The 22794-nt window shown below is 71.8% G+C and carries 22 protein-coding genes; 6 read left to right on the top strand and 16 right to left on the bottom strand.

Annotated features, from left to right (window positions below; genetic code table 11):
* The coding region (locus tag OF819_RS23205) for an ALF repeat-containing protein (protein WP_267245544.1) at positions 1-921 on the bottom strand (921 nt) is incomplete at its 3' end.
* Positions 922-1195: 274 nt separating this feature from the next.
* Here OF819_RS23205 and OF819_RS23200 point away from each other — a divergent pair.
* Positions 1196-1708, top strand: a complete 513-nt coding sequence (locus OF819_RS23200) for a hypothetical protein (protein ID WP_267245543.1) — start codon at positions 1196-1198, stop codon at positions 1706-1708.
* A gap of 142 nt (positions 1709-1850) precedes the next feature.
* Entirely contained in the window at positions 1851-3983 is a 2133-nt protein-coding gene (locus tag OF819_RS23195) for an FG-GAP-like repeat-containing protein (protein ID WP_267245542.1), read from the top strand.
* An 84-nt stretch (positions 3984-4067) separates the two neighbouring features.
* Here OF819_RS23195 and OF819_RS23190 read toward each other — a convergent pair whose 3' ends face one another.
* The 3 genes from OF819_RS23190 to OF819_RS23180 all read right to left on the bottom strand — a co-directional run bounded on the left by OF819_RS23190 (position 4068) and on the right by OF819_RS23180 (position 8278).
* Positions 4068-5168, bottom strand: a complete 1101-nt coding sequence (locus OF819_RS23190; protein WP_267245541.1) for a PDR/VanB family oxidoreductase — start codon at positions 5166-5168, stop codon at positions 4068-4070.
* Between the two features lies 1 nt (position 5169).
* Positions 5170-6066 (bottom strand): metal-dependent hydrolase, encoded by an 897-nt coding sequence (locus tag OF819_RS23185; RefSeq protein WP_267245540.1) that lies wholly within the window; start codon positions 6064-6066, stop codon positions 5170-5172.
* Positions 6067-6172: 106 nt separating this feature from the next.
* Entirely contained in the window at positions 6173-8278 is a 2106-nt protein-coding gene (locus OF819_RS23180; RefSeq protein ID WP_416370604.1) for a hypothetical protein, read from the bottom strand.
* A gap of 134 nt (positions 8279-8412) precedes the next feature.
* On the opposite strand from OF819_RS23180, the gene OF819_RS23175 reads away from it, so the two are divergent.
* A complete protein-coding gene (locus OF819_RS23175; RefSeq protein ID WP_267245539.1) occupies positions 8413-8910 on the top strand; it encodes a hypothetical protein in 498 nt (165 codons plus the stop codon).
* 116 nt (positions 8911-9026) lie between these two features.
* Here OF819_RS23175 and OF819_RS23170 read toward each other — a convergent pair whose 3' ends face one another.
* From OF819_RS23170 to OF819_RS23150, 5 genes are all read right to left on the bottom strand, one after another.
* A complete protein-coding gene (locus tag OF819_RS23170; RefSeq protein ID WP_267245538.1) occupies positions 9027-10529 on the bottom strand; it encodes a DUF1996 domain-containing protein in 1503 nt (500 codons plus the stop codon).
* Positions 10530-10847: 318 nt separating this feature from the next.
* Positions 10848-11495, bottom strand: a complete 648-nt coding sequence (locus tag OF819_RS23165; protein ID WP_267245537.1) for a LuxR C-terminal-related transcriptional regulator — start codon at positions 11493-11495, stop codon at positions 10848-10850.
* Positions 11480-12808, bottom strand: coding sequence for a sensor histidine kinase (locus OF819_RS23160; RefSeq protein ID WP_267245536.1), 1329 nt, complete (start codon positions 12806-12808; stop codon positions 11480-11482). Before OF819_RS23160 ends, OF819_RS23165 begins: the two co-directional genes overlap by 16 nt.
* 135 nt (positions 12809-12943) lie before the next feature.
* The gene (locus OF819_RS23155) at positions 12944-13639 is read right to left on the bottom strand and encodes a maltokinase N-terminal cap-like domain-containing protein (protein ID WP_267245535.1); all 696 of its coding nucleotides are present in this window, start codon (positions 13637-13639) and stop codon (positions 12944-12946) included.
* 52 nt (positions 13640-13691) lie between these two features.
* Positions 13692-14687 carry an NAD-dependent epimerase/dehydratase family protein gene (locus tag OF819_RS23150; RefSeq protein WP_267245534.1) on the bottom strand — a complete coding sequence of 332 codons (996 nt, stop codon included), beginning with the start codon at positions 14685-14687 and terminating at the stop codon, positions 13692-13694.
* Between the two features lie 182 nt (positions 14688-14869).
* Here OF819_RS23150 and OF819_RS23145 point away from each other — a divergent pair, with 182 nt between their 5' ends.
* Together OF819_RS23145 and OF819_RS23140 are read left to right on the top strand one after the other, a co-directional pair.
* A complete protein-coding gene (locus OF819_RS23145) occupies positions 14870-15448 on the top strand; it encodes a hypothetical protein (protein ID WP_267245533.1) in 579 nt (192 codons plus the stop codon).
* Between the two features lie 65 nt (positions 15449-15513).
* Positions 15514-17025 (top strand): PepSY-associated TM helix domain-containing protein, encoded by a 1512-nt coding sequence (locus tag OF819_RS23140; protein WP_267245532.1) that lies wholly within the window; start codon positions 15514-15516, stop codon positions 17023-17025.
* Between the two features lie 16 nt (positions 17026-17041).
* Here OF819_RS23140 and OF819_RS23135 read toward each other — a convergent pair whose 3' ends face one another.
* From OF819_RS23135 to OF819_RS23115, 5 genes are all read right to left on the bottom strand, one after another.
* Positions 17042-17611: a winged helix-turn-helix domain-containing protein gene (locus OF819_RS23135; protein ID WP_267245531.1), complete on the bottom strand. Its 570-nt coding sequence runs from the start codon at positions 17609-17611 to the stop codon at positions 17042-17044.
* Positions 17612-17721: 110 nt separating this feature from the next.
* Positions 17722-17853, bottom strand: coding sequence for a hypothetical protein (locus OF819_RS23130; RefSeq protein ID WP_267245553.1), 132 nt, complete (start codon positions 17851-17853; stop codon positions 17722-17724).
* A gap of 82 nt (positions 17854-17935) precedes the next feature.
* Positions 17936-18967 carry a glutamine synthetase gene (glnII, locus tag OF819_RS23125; RefSeq protein WP_267245530.1) on the bottom strand — a complete coding sequence of 344 codons (1032 nt, stop codon included), beginning with the start codon at positions 18965-18967 and terminating at the stop codon, positions 17936-17938.
* Between the two features lie 238 nt (positions 18968-19205).
* Positions 19206-19676: a hypothetical protein gene (locus OF819_RS23120; RefSeq protein WP_267245529.1), complete on the bottom strand. Its 471-nt coding sequence runs from the start codon at positions 19674-19676 to the stop codon at positions 19206-19208.
* 142 nt (positions 19677-19818) lie between these two features.
* On the bottom strand, positions 19819-20508 hold the full coding sequence (locus OF819_RS23115; protein ID WP_267245528.1) for a hypothetical protein: 690 nt from the start codon (positions 20506-20508) through the stop codon (positions 19819-19821).
* A 258-nt stretch (positions 20509-20766) separates the two neighbouring features.
* Between OF819_RS23115 and OF819_RS23110 the strand changes: the two genes are divergently transcribed.
* Positions 20767-21129: a hypothetical protein gene (locus tag OF819_RS23110; RefSeq protein ID WP_416370603.1), complete on the top strand. Its 363-nt coding sequence runs from the start codon at positions 20767-20769 to the stop codon at positions 21127-21129.
* A 61-nt stretch (positions 21130-21190) separates the two neighbouring features.
* Here the strand turns inward: OF819_RS23110 and OF819_RS23105 are convergent, their stop codons facing one another.
* Positions 21191-22045: an MOSC domain-containing protein gene (locus OF819_RS23105; protein WP_267245527.1), complete on the bottom strand. Its 855-nt coding sequence runs from the start codon at positions 22043-22045 to the stop codon at positions 21191-21193.
* Positions 21951-22667 (bottom strand): sigma-70 family RNA polymerase sigma factor, encoded by a 717-nt coding sequence (locus tag OF819_RS23100; protein ID WP_267245550.1) that lies wholly within the window; start codon positions 22665-22667, stop codon positions 21951-21953. The genes OF819_RS23105 and OF819_RS23100 overlap by 95 nt, the downstream gene beginning before the upstream one ends.
* Positions 22668-22794: the final 127 nt, after the last annotated feature.

Below are 22794 nucleotides of genomic sequence, written 5' to 3'. Positions count from 1 at the left end.
GTTGGCCGCGATACGGGCCGAGGTGTTGGCCGCGCGGGCCGCGTCGATGGCCGTCTGCGCGGCGCCTGCGGCCCTGCCTGCCGCATCGGCCGCCCTGCCTGCCGCATTGGCCGCCCGGTTCGCGTCGTTCTTGGCGGCCTCGGTCTCCTTGGCCGCCTTCAGCGCGGCTTCCTTGGCCAGCTTCGAGGCAGCGACCGCACGGTCCGAGGCGTCCTTGGCGGCCTCGGTCTCCACAGCGGCCTGCCGCCCCGCCTCCCTGGCCTGCTCGGCCAGCTGGGCGACGGTGGCACGCTCCTGGTCCCGGGCGCGGGCCACATGCTGGCCCACCTCAAGGAACTCGCGGATGTCGGCCATGGAGCCGGCCATGGCGAGCCTGGCTGCCTCACGGACCGCCGGGCCGCCGGTGCTCATGATCTGGACGACCTGGACCCGCTGGTCGGCGTCCCGCGCGGTGTACTGGCCCCTGTCGAGGAACTCGCGCACATCCTCGATCGAGCCGTTCAGCGCCTCGCGCCCGGCCTTCTGCACACCGGGCCCGCCCGCGGCCACGATCTGGGTCACTCGGACCCGCTGGTCGTGTTCGAGCGGTTCCTGCCAGCCGCTCTTCAGGAAGGTGCGCAGTTCCTCGGGCGTACCGGCCAGCGCCTGCTGCGCGGCCTCCCGCACGCCCCGGCCGCCCATGCCGAAGATCTGGACAGTGGCGATCCGGTCGTCGTGGAGCTGCGCGAGCTCCCGCTCGCTGTCCAGGAAGCGCCGGACGTCCTCGTCGCTGCCGGTGAGCGCGGCCTCCGCGGCGGCCTTGACACCAGGCCCGCCTGACTTCCAGAACTCGACGACCTTGCCGCGGTCGGTCGCCGGGATCGCGCTGAGGGTTTCGCCCTCCCCCGTCCACTCATCCGCGGCCGCGGGCGGCGAGCCCATCAGCCCGAGAACGAGTGTAAGGGGCAACAGGGTGAGGCAGAGCATGCGTATGGCGCGCAACGCCTCTCCCCGGAATCTGGTTCTCCGTTTCAATGCACAAGCCCATCTCGGGTCTGGCAACACTGTTTGCCAGATGCCGTATCTCGACGCCGAGAGCATAACCACGCACTTATCGAAGGGTTGTTGTCGAACGGGGCAGGTACTCTTGCCCGGCGGCCCGTCGAAGTCTTCGACGTCACGGCCGCATTCATATCCTTCAGAAAGGGAACGATCTGTGATATCACGCGCACGAAAGCTGCTGGTCGCCGGCAGCGTCGGCACGCTTGTCGCCATTTCCGGCGCCGCTGCCATCTCCTCGGCTTCCGCTGCTCCGCGCAACGCTCCCGCCGCTCAGGCGGAAGGGGAAATTCCGCCTTTCGCGGTCGAGGATTTCAACTACCCTGACGCCGACGGCATCCTCGCGGAGAAGGGCATCAAGCTCCATCGTGGCGACGGCCACATCCTCCTTGCCGACTGTGACGCCTCGGCCAACCAGATCCAGGTGTGGACGCGTCACAACAAGGAGGAGGGAATGTACTGCTTCAACGCCACCGCGTCGACGGGCTATCTGACGCTGGAAGTCCCGGATGTCTTCGCCATCCAGACTTCGGACCACCCGGTGACCGCGGAACTCACCGCTGAGGGCAAGAAGGAGACCGTGGCCGTCGCCAAGGACGACTTCAAGGGAGTCGGCGAAGGCGTTGGGGGAGCACCCACCGTCCTCGTCGAGCTGCGCGTCACCGGCTGACAACCGCTCGCGGACGCAGCCGCGTGGCCCGCACCCGGCGGCCGCGCCCGCACCCTCCCGCTTTCGCCGGTCTGGCTGCACATCACCGGCGAGAGCCGCACCTCATCTGCTCTACCAGCGAAGAATGGACAAGGAAACCAACGTGTCCGCCAGACAAACCCGTGCCTTGACCACCACGGGCCTGATCGCCACCGCAGTAGTAGCGAGCATGCTCACCGCCACCCCCGCCGCTCACGCCGTCACCGGCGACGCGGCCAAGGACGGTGCCTACGCCTTCACCGCCAAGCTCGACATCGGCGACGGCATGCGCAGCTGCTCGGGAGCGCTGGTCGCCCCGCAGTGGATCGTCACTGCCGCCAGCTGCTTCGCCGACGATCCGAGTGAGGCCGGCGACGCGGTCACGGCCGGCAAGCCCGCCCGCAAGACCGTCGCCACCGTCGGCCGCACCGATCTCACCAGCGGCGGAGGCCATGTCTCCGAGATCGTGGAGATCGTGCCCCGCGCGGACCGCGATGTAGTGATGGCGAAGCTGGCGAAGCCGGCTGCCGGGATCACCCCGGTCGTGTTCGCGCAGACCCCGGCCACCGAGGGCGAGACGCTGAAGGTGACCGGCTACGGCCGCACCAAGAGTGAGTGGGTGCCGAACCGGCTGCACACCGCGGCCTTCACCGTCGGCTCGACGGCCGGGACAACCCTCTCCATCAGCGGCGTCACCGACGCCGACGCCATCTGCAAGGGCGACACCGGCGGTCCGGCCTTCCGTGAGAAGGACGGCCGGATCGAGCTGGTCGCGGTGAACAGCCGGTCCTGGCAGGGCGGCTGCTTCGGAGAAACCGAGACCCGCACGGGGGCCGTATCCGCCCGTGTCGACAACATCGCCATCGGTTCCCGGCTCGCTCCGGGCACCGACCTCACGGCGGGCTCCACCCTCACCTCCAACTCCGCCAAGCTGACCATGAAGGCGGACGGCAACCTCGTCATCACCTCCAACGCGGGCAAGACACTCTGGTCCACCGGCACCGCCGGGCACCCGGGCGCGGTCGCGCGACTTGAGGAGAGCGGCAATCTCGTCGTGCGCTCGGCCGACGGCTCCAGCACGCTGTGGGAGTCCAGGACCTCTGCACCGGGCGGCCACGCCGTGCTGCAGGACCGAGGCGATTTGAAGATCGTCGATGCCAAGGGCGCGTCCATGTGGAGCAGCGGCACCGCCATCCGCCATGACTACAACGGCGACGGCCGCAGCGACATGGTCGACTGGTACGACTACGCCGACGGCCAAGACGCGATGCATACCTTCACCGCCGCGTCCGACGGCAAGCTGCAGGCCCCCTTCACCGCCTGGTCCCGTGCGGCCGGAGGCTGGTGGGCGGAGAACATGAAGCGCACCACCGGCGACTACAACGGCGACGGCATATCGGATGTGGCCGCCGTCTACGGCTACTCGGACGGCCGTGTGAAGCTCTTCACCTGGCTGGGCAAGGGCGACGGCAAGTTCGAGGAGCCTTTCGCCTCCTGGGGCGTGGCGCCCGGCAACTGGACCTTCGACCGCATGGACCTCTACAGCGGCGACTTCGACGGCGACGGCCGCGATGACGTGGCCGTCTGGTACGACTACGCCAACGGCGCAGACACCCTGTGGACGTTCACCGCGAACGCCAAGGGCGGCTTCAACAACCCGTTCGCGTCCTGGACGACCCCCGCGGGCAACTGGACCCAGAAGAACGGCAAGCCGGCAGTCGGCGACTTCAACGGCGACGGCCGCGACGACCTCGCCGTCTGGTACAGCTACGGCAGCACCAGCGTCAAGCTGTGGACGTTCACGGCCGACGCCAAGGGCGGCTTCAACAAGCCGGTCAGCTCCTGGGAGTCAGCCACCTGGGGCTCCGCCGACCGCACCTCGGTCTTCGCCGGCGACTTCGACGGTGACGGCCGGGACGACGTGGCCGCCTGGTACGACTACGCCGACGGCCATGACGCGATCCATGTTTTCCCCGCCGAGGCGGACGGCACGTTCAAGAAGCGCACCGAGGCATGGTCCACCCCCGCCGGCAACATGTGGCGCGAGAATCTGGAGTTTGTCACCGGCGACTACAACGGCGACGGCAAGGACGACTTCGGCGCGATGTACGGCTACTCCGACGGCCGGGTGAAGATGTACACCTGGACCGCCAAGGGCGACGGCAAGCTCAACGCGCCCGTCAGCGGCTGGGCCCGAGAGGCCGGCCATTGGACCTTCGACAGGGTCCACTTCATCGAGCGGTACACCCAGCAGTGACCGCGCGGCCGCTGTGATCCGGCGGCCGCACCCCGTGCCCCGGCAGCGTTCATCCGCTGCCGGGGCACGGCCATTGTCCGGTGCTCACAGATCCAGCACCAGCCGGGAGCCGCGGCAGCGGGAGACGCACAGCAGCATCGAATCCTTCCGCTCCGCGTCCGTCAGCAGCTCGTCACGGTGGTCGATTTCGCCGTCTGTCTCCACCACCCGCTGTCGGCAGGTGCCGCAGAAGCCCTGCTCGCAGGAGTACGGCACATGGGGCAGCCGCTCGCGGACCGCGGACAGGACCGACTGGCCGGGGGCGATGCGCACCGTGTGGCCCGAGCGGCGCAGCTCCACCTCGAAGGGGGCGGAGTCGCAGGGCGCGGGGGAGGCGGGCGGGGTGAAGCGTTCCAGGTGGAGGGTGCAGCCCGGGGGGAGTGCCGCGCTCACCGCGTCCATCAGCGGGGCGGGGCCGCAGCAGTAGACGGCCGTGCCGCCCTCGGCGCCGGAGAGGAAGGCCGCCACATCGGGCAGGCCCGACGTGTCCTCGGCGATGGTGGTCACCCGGGGCGCCCCTGTCGCGTCCTGGCCGCCGAGGCGTTCGGCCTCCGCCGCGTACGGCATCGAGGCGCGGGAGCGGCCCCCGTACAGCAGCCGCCAGTCGACGCCGCGGGCGTTCAGCGTACGGAGCATCGGCAGGACGGGGGTGATGCCGATGCCGCCCGCGATGAAGAGATACGCCGGGGCGGGCACCAGCGGGAACCGGTTGCGGGGGCCGCGGATTCGCACCTCGACGCCCTCGTGGAGCCGCTCGTGCACCTCCCGCGAGCCGCCGCGCCCGTCCGGCAGCAGGCGGGTGGCGACGGTGTACGCGCTCCGCTCGGCCGGGTCTCCGCACAGCGAGTACTGGCGCACCAGACCCGAGGGCAGCACCAGATCGATATGCGCCCCCGGCTCCCAGAGCGGCAGCTCATCGCCGGCCGCGGACTCCAGGCGCAGCTGCACCACGCCCTCGGCCGGCTCATGGCGCTCCGCGACCAGGACCGGGAGGGCGGGCGCGGGGCCCGCGGGCCTGCGGCCCGATATCGGCTCCTCCAGCGCGGGCAGCGGCCACAGCGGAGAGCGCTCGATCCGGCGGCGCAGGGCCCGCTTGGCGACCGCCGCCGCGCCCGTGACAAGGAGCGCGGTACGCAGACGGGGCATGTCACCGGCCCCCGTTCGCACCGGGCGAGGCGGCCAGATAGGCCGCCGCCTGCGCCGTGCTGCCCTCATGCGAGGGGTGGTAGGCGCGGCTCAGATAGCGGGGGATCGACCGCAGCATCGCCTGTGTGGAGGGCAGTACGCCCTCCCGGCCCGCCCGGTGAAAGGCCCGGAACGTCGCCTTTCCGTGCACCAGCGTGGGGTCGTTCTCCATGAAGAACCGCGCCCCGCGCTGCCAGAGGAACACCAGCGCCGAGAAGGCCGTCGCCCAGGTCCGCACCCGCCGCCGGTAGCCGCCGTCCACGTGCGTGAACAGCTCGAACGCCACCGAGCGGTGCTCGACCTCCTCCGCGCCGTGCCAGCGCAGCAGATCCAGCATCATCGGGTCCGCGCCCCGCCGGTCCAGCTCCTCGGCGTTGAGGACCCAGTTGCCGAGAAACGCCGTGTAGTGCTCGATCGCCGCGATCAGCGCGACCCGCTCCATCAGCCACCAGTGCCGGGCCCGCCCCGGCGGCAGCGTCCGGTCGCCGAGGAGCTTTTCGAAGAGCCAGTCGACCTGCGCCGTATAGGGCGTCGGGTCCAGCCCCTGCTCCCGCAGATGCGGCAGCACCGCGTCATGGGCCTGGGAGTGCACCGCCTCCTGGCCCATAAAGCCGATGACGTCCTGGCGCAGCCGGTCGTCGCGGATATACGGCAGCACCTGCTTGTAGACATGGACGAACCAGCGTTCACCGGCCGGGAGCAGCAGATGCAGCACATTGATCGTGTGCGTGGTGAAGGGGTCGCCCGGAACCCAGTGCAGGGGCGTGTCCGACCACTCGAAGGCCACATTGCGGGCCTTGAGCGGTATTCGCTCCGACGCGACTCCCCGCGGCTGGGTGTGCGGCTCGCTGTTAGACATGGCGTCAATGTACTGAGGGGTAAAGCCGGGGGGAAGAGCCGTGCAGCGAGAAGGCCATGCGGGGAGGAGAGGCGTGAGCGGGGAGGGGCGAGCGGGGAGGGGCGAGTCAGCGCAGGCCGTCGACCCGGGCGCCGTTCTTCAGACGCCCCGTCAGCTCCGCCCGCGCACCCTGCTCGGCCCGCACCGCCAGCAGACTGCCCTTCGCGCTGCCGGTCACCCCGCCCGACGCGGACACCGAGGCGAACTGCTCGCTCCCCGCCGCCAGCACATACCACTGCCCCGCGCGCGACTTCCACAGCACGCCCGCCAGCACCCGCGGCTCCCGCTCCCCGCACGCGGGGGAGTTTTCGGCCCGCGCCGCCACCGCTCCCGGAGTGCCCTCCGGGACGCCCGGCGCCTGGATCTGCGCCATCACCCGGCCGCCCGCGCCGCGCCAGGTCTCCGCGCGTGTGCACAGCCAGACCGCGGTGCCGTTGTCCTCCGGCAGCGGCTGCCGTGCGTACTCCCACAGCTGGACGCCGCGCACTCCGTGCACCCGCATGTCCGGCAGCAGACACGCCGTCCGCGCCCACGCCTGACGGGTCGCCTCACCGGCCGCGGCCGCATCCTGCGGGGCGCCGGGCTTCCCCGAGGTGAGCCGGGCGGGCGTCAGCTCCCCGAGATCGGTCACTGTCCGGACGGCCGCCGCATCCGAGCCGGCCGGCCGCCCGGCGGCGTCGTCCTCGGTCAGCTCCAGCGCCTCCCAGGAGCGGCACTCGCGCGCCGTCGCCGGACTGGGTACGGGCGCAGTGACGCCGTCCTCGCCGACCGGGAGCGCGGTCGCGCCGCCGGACGGCTTCAGCAGATCCCGCACGGCGGCCTTGCGCACCCAGGGCGCGGTCAGATAGCGGACGTTGCCGTCGGTCCTGCCCACGACCAGCGCGCCCGCGGAGGCCGCGTCCGCCCCGTCCGCACGCGCCAGATCCAGCGCCGCGGCCGCCCCGGAGGCGCCCGCGCCTCCCGCACCCCCGGCGCCGTCCTTCGGCTCGGCGTACCGCACCACGCGCAGCCCGTCGTACAGCAGCACCACCCGCGCCTGGTCGACCTCGCCCGCGTACAGCAGCTGCGGGGGACCCATCGGCGGCCCCGCCGGCGTCCCCGGCGTCGTGGAGACCTGGACCGCACTGCCCGGCCTGGCCCAGACGGCGAGCGCACGCCGCAGCAGCGCCCGGTCGCCGGTGAGCGCGCCACGCGCGGGCCAGACCGAGAAGTCCAGCCGGGACGCGCGCCGCCAGCCGGTGTCCGCGGCCTTCGTCAGCTCGGCCGGGTCGAGCGCCGCCTCCGCGGCGGGGTTGCGCGCATACGGCGGCGCGGCCGCCCCGTCCGGGCCCCAGCCGTCACCCGGCAGCCCGAGCAGCGCCGCGCACACGGCGACCGCCGCGGCTCCCACCAGCGCCGCCTTGAGGTGCTGGCGGCGGCGCATCAGATCTGTGGGGCGCGCCTGCAGCGAACACGGGTCAAACTCGGGCGACTCAAGCAGTACGGCCGTGTCCCCCCGCCCCTCCGCCGTCTCCAGCGCGGCCATCGCGTTCGCCTCCGCCAGCGCCGCGTGCGGGTCGGCCACTTTGCAGGCGGCCAGGGTCTGGCGTACCTGGGCGTCCGGCAGCCGCTCCAGGCCGCGCAGCACATAGGCGGCCCGCGCCGGACCCGACAGCGCGGACAGCCGCTGGTCCAGGGCCAGTTCATCGACGCCGCCGGAGCGCGGGAACATCCGCAGCCCCCACACCTGCGGCAGCAGCGGAGGCAGCTGCGCCCGCCGGGGGAGCGCCGGGCGTTTCAGCGGCAGTCCCGCGTCCAGGGCCTGGCGCAGCACCCGCTCCCTGACGTACGCATAGCCCGGCCCGTGCCCCTGGCCCGGCCCGTACCCCTGGTCCAGCCCCCGTCCCCGTCCCTGTCCCGGGGCCGGCGTCTGTGCCGGGATGGCCGCGGGCCGCCCGCCGCGCCCGCGAGGGAGCGACCGCTGCACCAGCGCATGGGCGTTGAGCACCCGGCGGTTGCGCCCCAGCGACGGCGGCAGCACGAGATACGCGAGGCGCACCAGCCGTGGGTAGTGCTCCACCAGCGCCGCCTCGGCCTGTTCCAGCCCGATGGGGCCGGGAGGGGAGGCGGGGGCGGTGACGGAGGGGGTGACGGACGGGGCGGCGGAGGGGGTGGCGGCATCGTGTGGGCGCACGTTCAGCAGAACGAGCGAATCGTCACATGGTCACCGCTGCCCCCTGGACGCCCCTGTGACGACAGTGCGTAGTGGTGCGTGGGTTATCAGTAGTTTGCTCCCGTGGCGGGGGCGGTAGCGGGCACGATGACCGCATGCGGACGAGTGTGAACATCTGCGCGCGGCGGACGGCCCGCACTGCACTGGCAGTTGTGGCGCTGAGCCTGGCCGTGGCGTGTACGACGGACGGTGACGCCGAAGGGCGTGGCGGCGGCGACGGCAGCGGCGGGAGGTCGGCCCCGGCGAAGGAGGCGACGGGCAGTCTGGAGCAGATAGCGGCCCGGGCCGACTGCGAACCCGACATACAGACGGATGCGGAGGAGCTGCGGCAGGCGAACTGCACCACCGCGGATGGCCGGTATGTCCTGGCCACTTTCGCCACCGACCGTGGCCACCGCGAGTGGATCAACGAGGCGAAGAACTACGGCGGCTCGTATCTCGTGGGCCGCAAATGGGTCGCTGTCGGCGACGCCGAGGTGCTGGCAGCGCTGCGCGGCCGGCTCGGTGGAACGGTGGAGACCGCCTCGCCGCACCACCAGGGGAGTAGTGGTGACGATGGGGGGAGCGAGGGGGACCACTCGGCGGACCACTGAGCCGGCCGCGCGGGTGTGGGGGGATTGTGGGGGGCTTGGGGGACGTGGGGGGATCCGGAGCGCCGGGCGGGAAGCGGGAGCTTCCCGCCCGGGGCCACGGGGTCGGGGTCAGGGGGTCACTGGCAGCGGCGGCCGGAGTTGATGCAGAAGACCACCTGGTTCATCAGCCGCTCGTCGAAGACATTGATGAAGTCGCCGTGGTCGGTGATCGCCTTGTGCAGTTGCTCGGGGAAGGAGTCGACCGCGTAGACGACGCCGTTGTCGCCGAAGGACGGCCGCGGCACGTCGTACACGATCCGCTGCACCAGCTGCGGGATGGCCCGGAAGCCGTTGGGGCACCTGCCGTTCTCGTCCGCGAACGCCACATGGTCGCGGTGGTTGGCGCTGTCGGCGTTCCGGCCGTCCCAGCAGCTCTGGAACTTGAAGGTGCGTACGACCTGGCTGCCCTCGGGGCAGATCGGGTACTTGTCCTTCAGCTGACGGTCCTCGAAGCCGGTGCAGGACCAGGAGGCGTTGGCATTGGCGTCGCCGTTGGTGAACGCCTTGGCGTCGCCGGTGATGATCCGCAGGAAGCGGGGCATCGCGGTGACCTTGCCGACCGGGCTGCCGACGAAGTCGAGCGTCACCTCGGCAGGCGTCTGGATCTCTCCGACGTTCTGGTCGTTGCCGCCGCCGTCCTCGTTGGCGTCCTGTTCGTCCTGTCCGTTCTGCAGCCGCAGAACCGGCCAGTAGTACGTCGACTTGTCGCCCTGGTTGCGGCAGGTCGTCTCGCCGCGCGCCAGATCGTCGTCGCTGGAGAACGCGTCGGTCTCCTGGTTGCCGACGTAGTCGTGCATATGGTGGGCGCCGTTGGCCACGCCGGGCGCGACGATGACGTTGTCCGGGTTGAACTTGCCGTTCTCGTTTACGCCGCACTGGGTGGTGAAGACACCGCGGGATGCGTTGCGGCGCTGGCGCGGCTCCCGGACGTTCGGCCGGACATCCTGGATGTCGACGAAGTCATCGGCTTCAGGCCCGTTTCCGGCCTGCCCCCCGTTGTCGTTGTTGCCTCCGTTATCGCCGTCGTTGTTGTCATTGCCGTTGTCCTTGCCGTTGCCGTTGTTCTGGTTTCCGCCGCCGAAGGTGTTGTTGTCGTCGGCCTGAAGCGTGCAGGTCGCCAGGCGGTCAAGCCCCTGCGGGCGCTGGGTGAACCGGCTGATCACGATCGAGATCCGGTCGATGCTCGCCACCCGCTTGCTCTTCAGGGGGTTGAGGATGGCGTTCTGCGCATACCGCGGATCGCGTTCGATCTGCCATTTCTCCTCGGCGAACCGCTGGTACGCCTCGGTGATCTGGGTGTCCATCCGCGCAAGCTCCCGGGCGACCTCACGCTTGACCTGCCGCGGGACCTCACGGAGGTCGTTTCCGACCTCGGGGCAGTCGATGGTGGCCATCGACTGCCAGGAATTCTGCCGTTGTTGTTGCTGTTGCTGCTCGCTTCGCTGGCCGCCGGATCGGCCTTCGCCCGCGTTCGCGTACACATTGACAGCGACCAGCCCACCCCCGCCCATAATCAAGGCGGCCGTGGCGGCGATCGCCCGGTTCGCCAGCGTGGAGCGTTTTCTTGTCTTGCGTCCCATGGAACTCCTCTGCTTCGTTGCCGGGGTGTGTGGGGTGATGGGATTCGGGGGGTCCCGACAGAGGGAGAAGCGCGCCGTTCCATACGGCTGTGAGGAGTGGGGTGTTCAAGGCGTCGACGAGTTCGTAGAAATCTCCACCGTCAAATCGGGCCAACACGCAAGGAAGCCGGAGTGTTCGACCGTCCACCGAGACGCGGGGGACTTAAGCCCCTGCCCCCCTTCCGGAGGGTAGGCACGCCGACACCCCGCCTCCCCGCCATGGCGTCTTCGCGCCACCCCAGGACGCCGACCGCGAGGTCTCAGAGGGCCCTGGCAGGGCTATCCGCGGTCCAGATACGCCAGCACCGCGAGCACCCTGCGGTTGTCGTCGTCCGACACCGGCAGCCCCAGCTTGGCGAAGATGTTCGACGTGTGCTTCGCCACGGCCCGCTCCGTGACCGTCAGCTGCCCGGCGATCGCCGTGTTCGAACGGCCCTGCGCCATCAGTTCCATGACCTCCCGCTCGCGCGGGGTCAGCCCGTCCATGGGCCGGTCCTGTGCGCGCCGGCTGAGGAGTTGGGAGATCACCTGGGGATCCATCGCGGTGCCGCCCGCCGCCACCCGCCGCACCGCGTCGATGAACTGGTCGGCGTCAAAGACGCGGTCCTTGAGCAGATAGCCGACCCCGCCGTCGCCGTCGGCCAGCAGCTCGCGGGCGTAGAGCTGCTCCACATGCTGGGACAGCACCAGCACCGGCAGCCCCGGCCGCCGGCGGCGGGCGGCCAGCGCGCACTGGAGGCCCTCGTCCGTGTGGGACGGCGGAAGCCGGACGTCGACCACGGCGACGTCCGGCTCCAGTTCGTCGAGCGCCCGGGCGAGTTCGGGCCCGCTCTCGACCGCGGCCAGGATCTCAAAGCCGTACGCCTCCAGCATCCGGACCAGCCCGTCGCGGAGCAGAAAGAGATCTTCGGCTAGGACAACGCGCAAGGAATCTCCATGGTCACCATGGTGGGACCGCCCGCGGGACTGCTGACGGCCAGGACGCCGTCGAATGTACCCAGCCGGCGCTCCACCCCGCTCAGCCCCGACCCCGCGCCGATCACCGCACCGCCCTTGCCGTTGTCCGTGACGGCGATCCGCAGCGCGCCGTCCGCGTACGACAGATCGACCCAGACGCGGTCCGCGTCCGCGTGCTTGACCGCGTTGGCCAGCGACTCGCTGACGGCGAAGTACGCCGCCGACTCGACCGGTGCGTCCATCCGCCCCGGCAGCTCCGCCTCCACCTCGGTCCGCACCGGCAGCCGCAGCGCCAGCGCCTTGACGGCGTCGCCGAGGCCGCGCTCAGCGAGCACCGGCGGATGGATGCCGCGCACCAGGTCGCGCAGCTCGCTCAGCGCCTCGGCAGAGGACTGCCGGGCCTTGGCGAGAAGGTCCCTGGCCCGTGCGGGGTCCTTTTCGAGCAGCGCCTCGACAGTCCCGAGGTCCATGCCCATGGCCACCAGCCGGGCCTGCGCGCCGTCGTGCAGATCCCGTTCGATACGGCGCAGTTCGGCGGCGGAGCTGTCCACGGCGTCGTGGCGGGTCGCGGTGAGGCGGTCGATGCGCTGCTCCAGTTCGGCCTCGCGGCCGGGGGCGAGCAGGGCAGAGGAGAGCCGGAAGTGGGCGCGTACCAGCGGATGGCCGCCCTTGTAGGCGACGCCGAGCCAGCCGAGGCCGAGGAGCGCGGCGAGCGCGGCCGTGGCGGAGCTGTCGACCGGGACGAAGGCGTACCAGTAGGGGCCGCCGGCCTCGACGATCGGCTGCCACACCCCGGCGAACAGCACCAGACCGAAGACGCCTTCAGCGATCAGCGCGGGAGGCAGCACGGCAAGCACCGCCCCGGCCGTCATATCGGTCAGCAGCCACTGCAGGTCCCGCCAGGTCGCCGGGTCCTTCAGCAGCAGCGTGCAGCGCTCTGCCTGTCCGGTGACGCCGCCCCGCAGATCCGGGGGGAGGGGCCGGTACCGGGCGGGGATGCGCAGCTGCGTCCACCGGGCCGCCAGCAGCCGGCGCCGACCCGCGTGGGCGCGCACCAGCCGCAGCAGGGGCGGTGTGGTGAACACCCCCACCCCGATCACGATCAGACAGATCGACACGACCGTCAGGACGAACAGCGTGACCGACCCGATGAGCGCCAGCAGGGTCAGCGCCAGCCCCCGGGCGGGGGCGAGCAGCGCCTCCCGTACGCCCCGTGCACCCCGTACGCCCCGTGCGTCCGGTGCATCCGGTCGTACGGCGGCGCCGGACTTCGTCGCGGTCATGACGGTCCCTTCTGGTGTGCGATGTGCCGGACACCAGTGTCCGTGCGGCGGCCGGGGAGGTCACTGGGCTTTCCCTCCGCGCGGGGGTGTAGCTGGCACCACCACCGTGCCGAACCCGCCCCGCTCCGCCGCCCGTCAGCTCGCCGTGCTTCCCGCGTCCTTCAGGAGCGCGAACCGGCCGCGGTGTTCCGCGCCGTCCGGTGTGCGCCAGCCGGCCGTGATGTGGCCGTGGGCCGTGTCGCCGCCCGGAGTATGCCCGTCCGCTTCAAGGACGCGGACGACGGCGAGCGTCAGGGGCCCCGCCGGCGGCCCTCCGTCCGCCGCGGTCTCCACGGCGACGTCGGTGCCGTGCGGACCGTTGCGGACGTCTGACTTCCGCGCAGGGGAGGGCAGGACGTCCCCGGACAGATGACGGGTGACGGACCGGTCGGGGGTGTCGGTCAGGCTCTGCGCCTGGGGCTCGGCGCGGCCCTGGAGGAGTGCCAGCAACTGGGCGACCAGGACCGGGTCGTGGGTCCCGTCGTACACCCATCGCCGCCCCAGCACGCCGTGTTCCGCAGTGCCGATGAGCGCCGCGTCGTCGACGCCGTCGAGCGGCGCGCCCCGGTAGCTGAGCGGGATGTGGTACGTCACGGGCCGGTCGCCGGAGGTGTCCGTGACCACCATGAACTCGATGCCCACCACGCCGTCCGGGTCGTCGAGCCGGAAGCCTCCGGCCTTGCTCAGCTCGGGCGTACGCGCCGTGCCCGCGTACCAGGGCTGCGTGGGCAGCCAGGGTGCGAGAAGCTCCAGCTTGCCGGGGGTCAGGGTGGTGTTGTGGATGACAGCCATGTCCGGTCAACTTCCCCCGTCTGCGCGCTGTTCCCGGCCGGGGCCGCCGCTGTCACCGGCCCAGCAGCCGGGCCTCCTTCTCCTCCGGGAGGCCGACCGGCGGACGGTCGGGGCGGTGCGGCGCCGTGCCGCCCAGCGACTGCAGCCAGGCCCAGGTGTCATGTACCGTCTCCGCGAGCGGACGGATGCCGAGGCCCGCCGCCCGCGCCCGTGAGGCGTCCGCGCCGTGCATCATGGCGTGTTCGTCGGGCCTTTCGGCGCGGGGAATCCAGACCGGCAGCTCGGTCCACGGCTCGACGCCCGCGTCCAGGAGCGTCGCGGCGGGCGTCCACCGCAGATCGGCCTCCGCGCCCGTGGCCCGTACGCACTCCTCAAGCAGCTCCGCGATGGTCGCCCTGTCCTGGCGGACCACGTTGTACGGACCGCTCAGCCCCCGCTCCGCCGCGTCCAGGGCCCACTCCGCCAGATCGCGGGCGTCGACATAGGTGATCGGGGTGGACCGCGGGCCCGGCGCGAGCACGGGGCCGCCGCGGGCGATGCGGCTGAGCCACCAGGGCAGACGGCCGACGTTCTCCCCAGGGCCGATGATCAGCCCGGCCCGCAGCAGCAGGGCGCGGTCCTCGCCGAACGCGTCGAGCGCGGCCAGCTCTCCGCCCCGCTTGGCCTCCGCGTACGGGACGTCCCCGGCGTCGGCGGAGCCCTCCACCACGGGGGCGCTCTCGTCGTACCCGTCCTCCACGGGCCAGGCGTACACCGAGCAGCTCGACACATAGACATGACGGCCCGCCCGGCCCGCCAGCAGCCGCGCCGCGTCCCGCACCGCAGACGGGGCCGCCGACCAGGTGTCCAGGACCGCGTCCCAGGGGCCGCCGCCCGCGAGCGCGGCCAGCCCGCCCGGCTCCGTGCGGTCGCCGAGCAGCTCATGGGCTCCCGCCGGGGCGGGGTGCCGGCCCCGGTGGAAGACGGTCACATCCCAGCCGCGGTCCAGCGCCGCCCGCGCCGCCGCGCGTCCGACGAATTCCGTGCCTCCCAGAATCAGCAGTCTCATGGAGTCGACTCTGCCCTGGCGGGGCGCGCAGCGGAACGAATGGAAGACCCTCTTCCGGTTGTTTCGCCCAGGGGTGACACCATGTGCGGGCCATGACGGATGCCCGGTCGCCTCTGCGCGCCTTCCGAGCCGCACTTTTCGCGGCGGTGTGTACCGCATTGGCCGCTGTGGGGCATTCGTCCATGTCTGCCCATGGCATTCCCGTCGCCGCCCTGCTGATCGCCTTCGCTGTGACGGCGGCCCTCGCCTGGCTCGCGGGCGGCAGACGCCGCGGCGTCCCCGCGATCGGCGCCGGTCTGCTGGCCGTCCAGGGCGCACTGCATCTGATCTTCTCGGGCGGACAGCCGGCCGCGCACCATATGCCCGCCCGCGGCGCTCACCGGACACCTCACACCCACGGCAACCACGGGCAGCACGCCCCCCACCACGAGATGACCGGCATCGGGCTGGACGCCGACACCGGAATGCTCGCCGCGCATCTCCTCGCCGCCCTGATCTGCGCCGTCTGGCTGGCCCGCGGCGAAGCCGCCTTCTTCCGGCTCGCACGCACCGTGGGCGCCCTCGCCTTCACCCCGCTGCGGCTGCTCCTCGCCGCCGTACGGCTGTGCCTGCCCGAGCCGCCGCGCCCCGCCGCGGGCTGTCTGCACCGTCTGCGCGCCGACCGCGGACACGGTGTGCTCCTCGCCCACACCCTCGTACGCCGCGGCCCGCCGCCGCGCCCCGCCCATCACGTCACGGTCCCCGGAGCGGCAGTCGTCTGACCTGGGGGCCGCTTCCCCATGTCAACCGATGCCAGCGCATCACCGAACACTGCCTGAGGACACCCATGTCCATCGAAACCCCCGCCAAGGGGACCCCCGCCGAGGGGACCGGAACCACTGCCTCCGACGAGGCAGGACCACCCGCCGCGGCGTCAGCGCCGTCGGCCTGGAGCGCACTGCGGCCGCTGGCGCTGCGCATCCACTTCTACGCGGGCGTGCTCGTCGCCCCGCTGCTGCTTGTCGCCGCCGTCAGCGGACTGCTCTACGCGCTCTCCTTCCCGGCCGAGAAACTCATCTACCGGCATGAGCTGACAGTCCCCGCCGGTGAGCGCACCCTCCCGCTTGAGGAGCAGGTCGAGGCCGCCCGCGCGGCGCACCCCGAGGGCACGGTGACCGCCGTCTGGCCCTCGTACGAGGACGGCGCGACCACCCGTGTCCTGATGGCCTCCCCCGAGGTCGAGGAGGACAGGTCCCTCGCCGTCTTCGTCAACCCGTACACCGCCGAGATCCGCGGGGAGCTGCCCTCCTACGGCGGCTCCGGCGCGCTGCCGCTGCGCGCCTGGCTGGACGAGCTGCACCGCGATCTCCACCTCGGCGAGCCCGGCCGCCTCTACAGCGAGATGGCCGCCAGCTGGCTGTGGGTCGTCGCCCTCGGCGGTGTACTGCTCTGGCTGGGCCGCAGGCGTGCGAACAAGCGCGCCGCGCTGATCCCCGAACGCGGCGCGTCCGGCCGTCGCAGGACGCTGTCCTGGCACGGCTCGGTCGGCCTGTGGGCGGCGGCCGGCCTGGTGATCCTCTCCGTGACCGGGCTGACCTGGTCGACCTACGCGGGCGAGAACATCGGCATGCTCCGCGAGCGGCTGGGCGGCTCCACGCCCCGCATCTCGGCGACGCTGGACGCGGGCGCGGACGCCGCCTCCTCCCACGGCGGGCACGGCGGCCATGGGAGCAGCGGGGGCAGCGGCGTCGGCGGCGGTGAGCGACCGCCGTCCGCCGACAACGCGGACATCGGCATCGACCGGGCCGTGGCCGCCGCCAAGGCGGCCGGCATCGACACCGGCGGCCAGATCGCGATCAGCCTGCCGGCCGAGGGCAACGGCTATGTCGTCAAGGAGACCGACACCCAGTTCCCGGTCCACCGCGACTCCGTCGCCCTCGACCCGGCCGACGGCGCGGTCCTCGACCAACTGCGCTTCGCCGACTACCCGCTGCTGGCCAAGCTCACCACGTACGGCATCGCCGCGCATATGGGCGTGCTGTTCGGGCTGCCCAACCAGCTCGCGCTGGCCGCGCTCATGGTCGCCCTGATCATGCTGACGGTCTGGGGCTACCGCATGTGGTGGCAGCGCCGCCCCGCCAAGGAGCGCACGCTGAGCATGGGACGCCCCGTGCCGCGCGGCGCATGGCGCAAGGCCCCGGTCCCCCTGCTGCTGCCGCTGGCCGCGGCCGTCGCGCTGACGGGCTGGTTTGTGCCCCTGCTGGGCTGGAGCCTGCTCGCCTTCCTGGCGCTGGACGCGGCGCTGGGCTTCGCCGCCCGCCGCCGGGCGCCTGGGAACCGGAACCCGTCCCGGAGCTAGGGACTTCCGGAAAGTCCTAGGGAGCGTATGTGTAGCCGACCCGCCGCACGGTCTGGATCGTGCGGCGGTGTTCGGGCCCCAGCTTCCGGCGCAGCCGGGCCACATGGACGTCCACGGTCCGGCCGTCGCCCACATGCCCGTACCCCCATACCGTGGTGACCAGCTGGTCGCGGGTGTGCACCCGGTGCGGATGCGCTGCCAGATGCGCGAGCAGCTCGAACTCCAGGTAGGTCAGCTGCAGTTCGCGCCCGTCGACCAGCGCGGTGCGCCGTGCGGCGTCGATCGTCACGGGGCCCTCGGCGGGCCGGGCCGGTGCGGGGGCGGGACTCCCGGGCGGCGTCTGCGGGACGAGTACGAGATAGCCGGCCATCGGCGGACCGCCCGGCAGCACGGGCACCGCATGCGCGGGCGCGGGCAGCCAGGTCGCACCGGGCGGCAGGAAGTCCAGGACCTTGTCGGCGACGGAGTCGGGGAGGGCGCCGGGGGGTGTGGTCTCGTCGCACCCCACGGCGCGCAGCCGGGACGGCGGCGGCGCGGGGCGGGTACGGGGGCGGGCGGCAGCGGTGACACGGGCGTGGTTCGCCATGAGACGTCAGCTCTTTCGCGCGGGGAGACGGACGGAGAAGGTGCGTACGTCGGGCGCGTCGGCCTGAGACCGGGGCAACTCGTTCAGCGGGCTCGGCGGGCTCGGCGGGCTCAGTGGGCCGGCGCGTTCAGCGCGCGGCGACAGACCCGGTCGAAGTCATCGTGCTGCCGGGACGGCCAGAACGGCTCCAGGTCGTCACCGCGACCCTTCGCTTCGTTCCGGACGCCGGTCATGGCGGTCATGGGCGTCATTCAATCACGCCGCGGCGCCCGCCGGTCGTCCCGGCGGGCGCCGCGGCGTGAAAGCGCTGCTTCCTGAGCGGGATCAGACCTGGCCGGCCTTCTCCAGAGCGGTGCAGCAGGTGTCCACGAGCAGCCGGGTCACCACATACGGGTCGACGTTGGCGTTCGGACGGCGGTCCTCGATGTAGCCCTTGCCGTCCTTCTCCACCTGCCACGGGATGCGGACGGACGCGCCGCGGTTGGAGACGCCGTAGCTGTACTCGTTCCACGGGGCGGTCTCGTGCAGACCGGTGAGGCGGTCGTCGATGCCCGCGCCGTAGTTCTTGACGTGGTCGAGCGGCTTGGAGCCCTCGCCCAGCGACTCGCAGGCGGTGATGATCGCGTCGTAGCCCTCGCGCATGGCCTTCGTGGAGAAGTTGGTGTGCGCGCCCGCGCCGTTCCAGTCGCCCTTGACCGGCTTGGGGTCGAGGGTCGCCGAGACCCCGAAGTCCTCGGCGGTGCGGTAGAGCAGCCAGCGGGCTACCCACAGCTGGTCCGCGACCTCAAGCGGGGCGAGCGGGCCGACCTGGAACTCCCACTGGCCCGGCATCACCTCGGCGTTGATGCCGGAGAGGCCCAGACCCGCCTGCAGGCAGTTCTCCAGGTGCGCCTCGACGACGTCACGGCCGTGGATCTCGTCCGCGCCGACGCCGCAGTAGTAGCCGCCCTGCGGGGCCGGGAAGCCGCCGGCCGGGAAGCCGAGCGGACGGTCGCCTTCGAAGAAGGTGTACTCCTGCTCGATGCCGAAGATCGGCTCCTGCGCCGCGAACTTCTCCGCGACCTCGGCGAGCGCCGCCCGCGTGTTGGAGGCGTGCGGCGTCATGTCCGTGTTGAGGACCTCGCAGAGCACGAGGATGTCGTCGCCGCCGCGGATCGGGTCCGGGCAGGTGAAGACCGGCTTGAGCACGCAGTCGGAGGCGTGGCCCTCGGCCTGGTTGGTGCTGGAACCGTCGAAGCCCCAGATGGGCAGCTCGGCGAGGGTCGCGGAAGCGCCGGGCAGTATCTTCGTCTTCGAGCGAAGCTTCGCGGTCGGCTCGGTGCCGTCGATCCAGATGTACTCAGCCTTGAAGGTCACGGGCCTCATCCTTTGCGGTGCAGCGGGTATGAGGCGCAGCCTCCCAACGGGGGGTTTCTCATCGATTGCTCGACTGTGAACCCCGTGTTACTCAGGTTTCTTCGGTATACGGCAGGGGCTGTGCGGGTCTGCGGCAAGCTGGAGCCCGCCGCTGTGCGACACGGCCGGCCCTTGTCGTATACGGGTCAGGTGCAGATCAGGGCGGGCTGTGACGGCCGGGTGACGGCAGGCTGAGTGGCTACTTGATGATCGCGTTGGCCACGGCTATCAGCAGGCCGATGGCGGCGTCCGCGCCGCCGATCAGCAGGGCGGAGCCGCGCCGGTAGCCCACGCGCAGCGCGGCGAAGGCGCCCCAGCCCATCAGCAGTCCGGCGTTGACGGTCAGCCCCGCCGTGGTGACGGGCGCCTCTGTCCAGCCGGCCCAGCCCGCGAGGAGGAGCAGCAGCACCGTCGGCAGCGAGGCGACGACGACCGGCCACTCACCGCGGAGCGTGCGGGCGAGCTGACGCCAGCGGTGGGCGCCGGAGCCAGGTGTATGGGTGGACATATGGTGCGCATAGCCATGGGCGAGCGCGGCGGTCGCCGCGGTCACCAGGATCCAGGCGGCGTCGTAGAAGGGGGTGTAAACGGTGCCTTCGCTCTGCAGGGCGGCCAGCAGGGCGCTGGCCAGGACGGTGCCGTACACACCGCCGAACAACCAGTTCCGCACGGCGCTCCTCCGGTGATGGGTCGAGGGGCGCGATCCACCGTAAGGGTGCGAAATGCTCTTATCGGTCGTTCGTCGGGACCGTATTTTCTGACCGAAATGTTCGGAAGTATGACAACGACACCGCCCTGAATCCCGTCCGGGGTCAGCCGACCCGCTCGATGCGCGCGTTGCGGATCAGGAACTTGCCGGGCTCGCGCACCTGCTCGAAGGCCGCGTTGTTCAGCAGTGCGCAGCTTCCGGAGGGCCCGGTGACCTCGACGGTCGTGGACTTGTTGTTGTCGAGGTTGGTGACCTTGAGGGTGGTGCCCGCGGGGAACTCGCTGCTGGTGGCGGCGGGGGCGCCGCCCTCGCCGGAGAGCGTCACCGTCGAGCCGGCGCAGACGACCTCGCCCACGGCGCCCTGGCCTGCGTCGCCCTGATCGCCCTGGTTGCCCTGGTTGCCCGCCCCGGCCTGGTCGCCGGCTCCCTGGTTTCCTTGGTCTCCCTGGTTTCCCTGGTCTCCCTGGTCTCCCTGGTTTCCGCCGGCGTCCTGGCCTGCCCCGGCCTGCCCGCCGCCTCCGGTCACTTCACAGCCGGAGGCCGCCTGTTTCCGCTGGATCTCGGCGATCACCGCCTCCCGGTTGGCGATCCGGGCCTCAGACTGCGCGTCCGGGTTGGCGCGCTGACCGGCGATGAAGTTCTGGTTGTTCTGCAGGGCCCGGACCAGCCCGTCGCAGGCGACCGACGCCTGGCTGGTGCCGGTCATCGCCACCGCCGTACCGCCCGCCAGCGCCGCTGCGCCGACCAGCAGAGCGATCTTCTTCTTGGTGGTGAGGGTGCGTTTGCGTGACACGTGGACTCCTGTGGGGTCGGGGGTGTTCCCCTCCTGGGGGTGTTCCATGTGCCGTTACGTACGAGTAGGAGTCCCGTTCTGCTCAATGGCTCCAGGGGGCAGGGCCCGGATCTCCATGTCGTCACCGCACTCTCCAAAGCCCCTCCAGTCTCCCTCAAACCCCGTCTGGCCAGCGGCGATTGTCAGTGGGCGGACGTAGAATGAACAGTAGTTCGGAATGGTTCGGGAGGGTCCCGCCGCCGCGCCAGGAGGTTGCCGATGGCCGTTGCCGCACTCACGACGCTCACCGCACATCCACAGCGAAACCCACAGCAAAACGCACCGGGAAAGCCGCAGCGAAACTCGCACCGGAAGTCCCAGCAGGAGTCCCTGTTCGCCACCGCCCCGAGGCCCTTGGAGAAGAAACCGCTGCCCGCGGGACAGCCCCGCGAGTGGTACATCACCCACAACCGCCGGCTGAAGGCCATGCGCCTGGCGATCGCCCTGCTGGATTCGGGCGTCTACCACCCGGCGACAGCTGACAACGGCAGGATACGGACGACCGCGGACCGCATCGGGGTCCACCCGCCGTCCGACACCACCTGCCGCATGGTGCGGGCGCTGATCCGCTACGGCTGCTGACGAGTTGAGGGCCGGGCCGCGGCCCGGCCCTCAACCACGCAGGCATGCCCTTCGCGTCACATCAGCGACGCGTGCCGCCGTGCGTGCCGTCACGCCACTCGGGCAGCACCTCGTCCCCGACGGCGAGCGTGCCCTGCCGCACGACCGCCGCCTTCAGACCAAAGCTGACCCGGTTGCCGTACTCCGGCTCACGGCGGTAGGCCGACAGGGTGCGCACCGGCTCCGGTCCGCTGCGCACCCCCGTGGCCTGGTCGACCATGGGCACGGCGCACCTCATCGCCCGTACGGAGTAGGCAAGCCGGACGGTCCCCAGGTCCAGGGCGCACATCCGGTCCTCCGCATGCGCGTCCGCACAGCCGTCGAGGACGACATTCGGACGGAAGCGGTCCATCGGCACCGGCTCCCCGCCCGCCGCCGCGATCCGGGCGTTCAGCCCGTCCAGCGACGCCTGTGAGACGACGAGCACGGCATGCGCGTCCGCGAAGGCGACCTTGCCGGGCGTCTCGCCCCAGCCGTCCCGGTCGAACCCCGGCGCGACCCGCACCAGCCGCGACTTCGCCCCGAGCACCTGCGAGAGCCACTCGGCGGCCGCGTCCCCCTGGTCCGGCGCGTCGCCGATGTCCTTGTCGAACAGCGAAACCGGCCGCGGCGGCCCCTCCGGGTCGGCGTCCAGCGTCAGGCTGTCCACGCCGGGCGCGGACAGCCGCAGCGCCGCGCCCCCGTCCAGCACCTCCGGCCGGATCACCGCCATCGCCGGCTGGGTGCGCTGGCTACGGAACGAGCCGTCCGCCGCGTCGACGACCATGAAGGTGCGGTCGTGCTCAAGACCCGTCTCCCCGACGCGGGCCGAGGTGACCGCCGTACCGGCGCAGCCCTTCACCGGGTAGTACGTCAACGTCCGCACAGAGATCCCCATGGCGGCGATCGTACTGGCGCAGCCGCCGCCGGACGGGCTCCTCGGACGCTTTGCGGGGGACCCCCGGCGGGCCGTCGGCCGAGTCCCGCGGCCGCTCCGCCGCCGCGAGCAGCTCCAGCAGCGCCGTCCGGGCGCGCGAGACGCGGGAGCGGACCGTGCCGATCGGGCAGCCGATCGCCAGGGCCGCCTCGGCATAGGGCATCTCCAGCACCTGAGTGAGGACAAATGCCTCACGGCGCTCGGCGGGGATCTCGGACAGCAGCTCGGCGAGCGCGATGCCGTCCTCGAAACCGGGCAGCCCGTGCGGCTGGGCCCGTTCCGCCGCCGACTGCCAGTCCTCGGCATCCGACAGCCGCGGCCGCGCGGCGGCGTGGCGGATGCTGTCCACCACCGCGCGGCGGGCGATGGACAGCAGCCAGGTGCGGGCCGAGGACCGGCCCTCGAAGCGGTGCAGACTCCCGAGCGCCCGCAGAAAGGTGTCCTGAGACAGATCGTCGGCGGCCTGCGGATCCGCGCTCAAATAGGCCACATAGCGCCAGACATCGCGGTGGAGGGCTTGGACGAAACGTTCCACGGCGTCGGGGTCGCCGCCGCGGGCGGCCAGCGCCCAGTCCGTGATCACCGCGTCGCGTGTGCCGCCGTCGTGGTGTGTGCCGCCGTCGTGATGCGCGTCGCTGTGGTGATGCGTATCGCGGTCGTGATGCGCGTTGTCGCTCTGGTGTGAGCGGCCATGACGTGTGTCGTCTGTG

The organism is Streptomyces sp. PR69 (genome assembly GCF_026420845.1).
Lineage (GTDB): Bacteria > Actinomycetota > Actinomycetes > Streptomycetales > Streptomycetaceae > Streptomyces.
The sequence above is the reverse complement of the archived record's forward strand: the minus strand, read 5'-3'. Positions and strand labels throughout refer to the sequence as shown.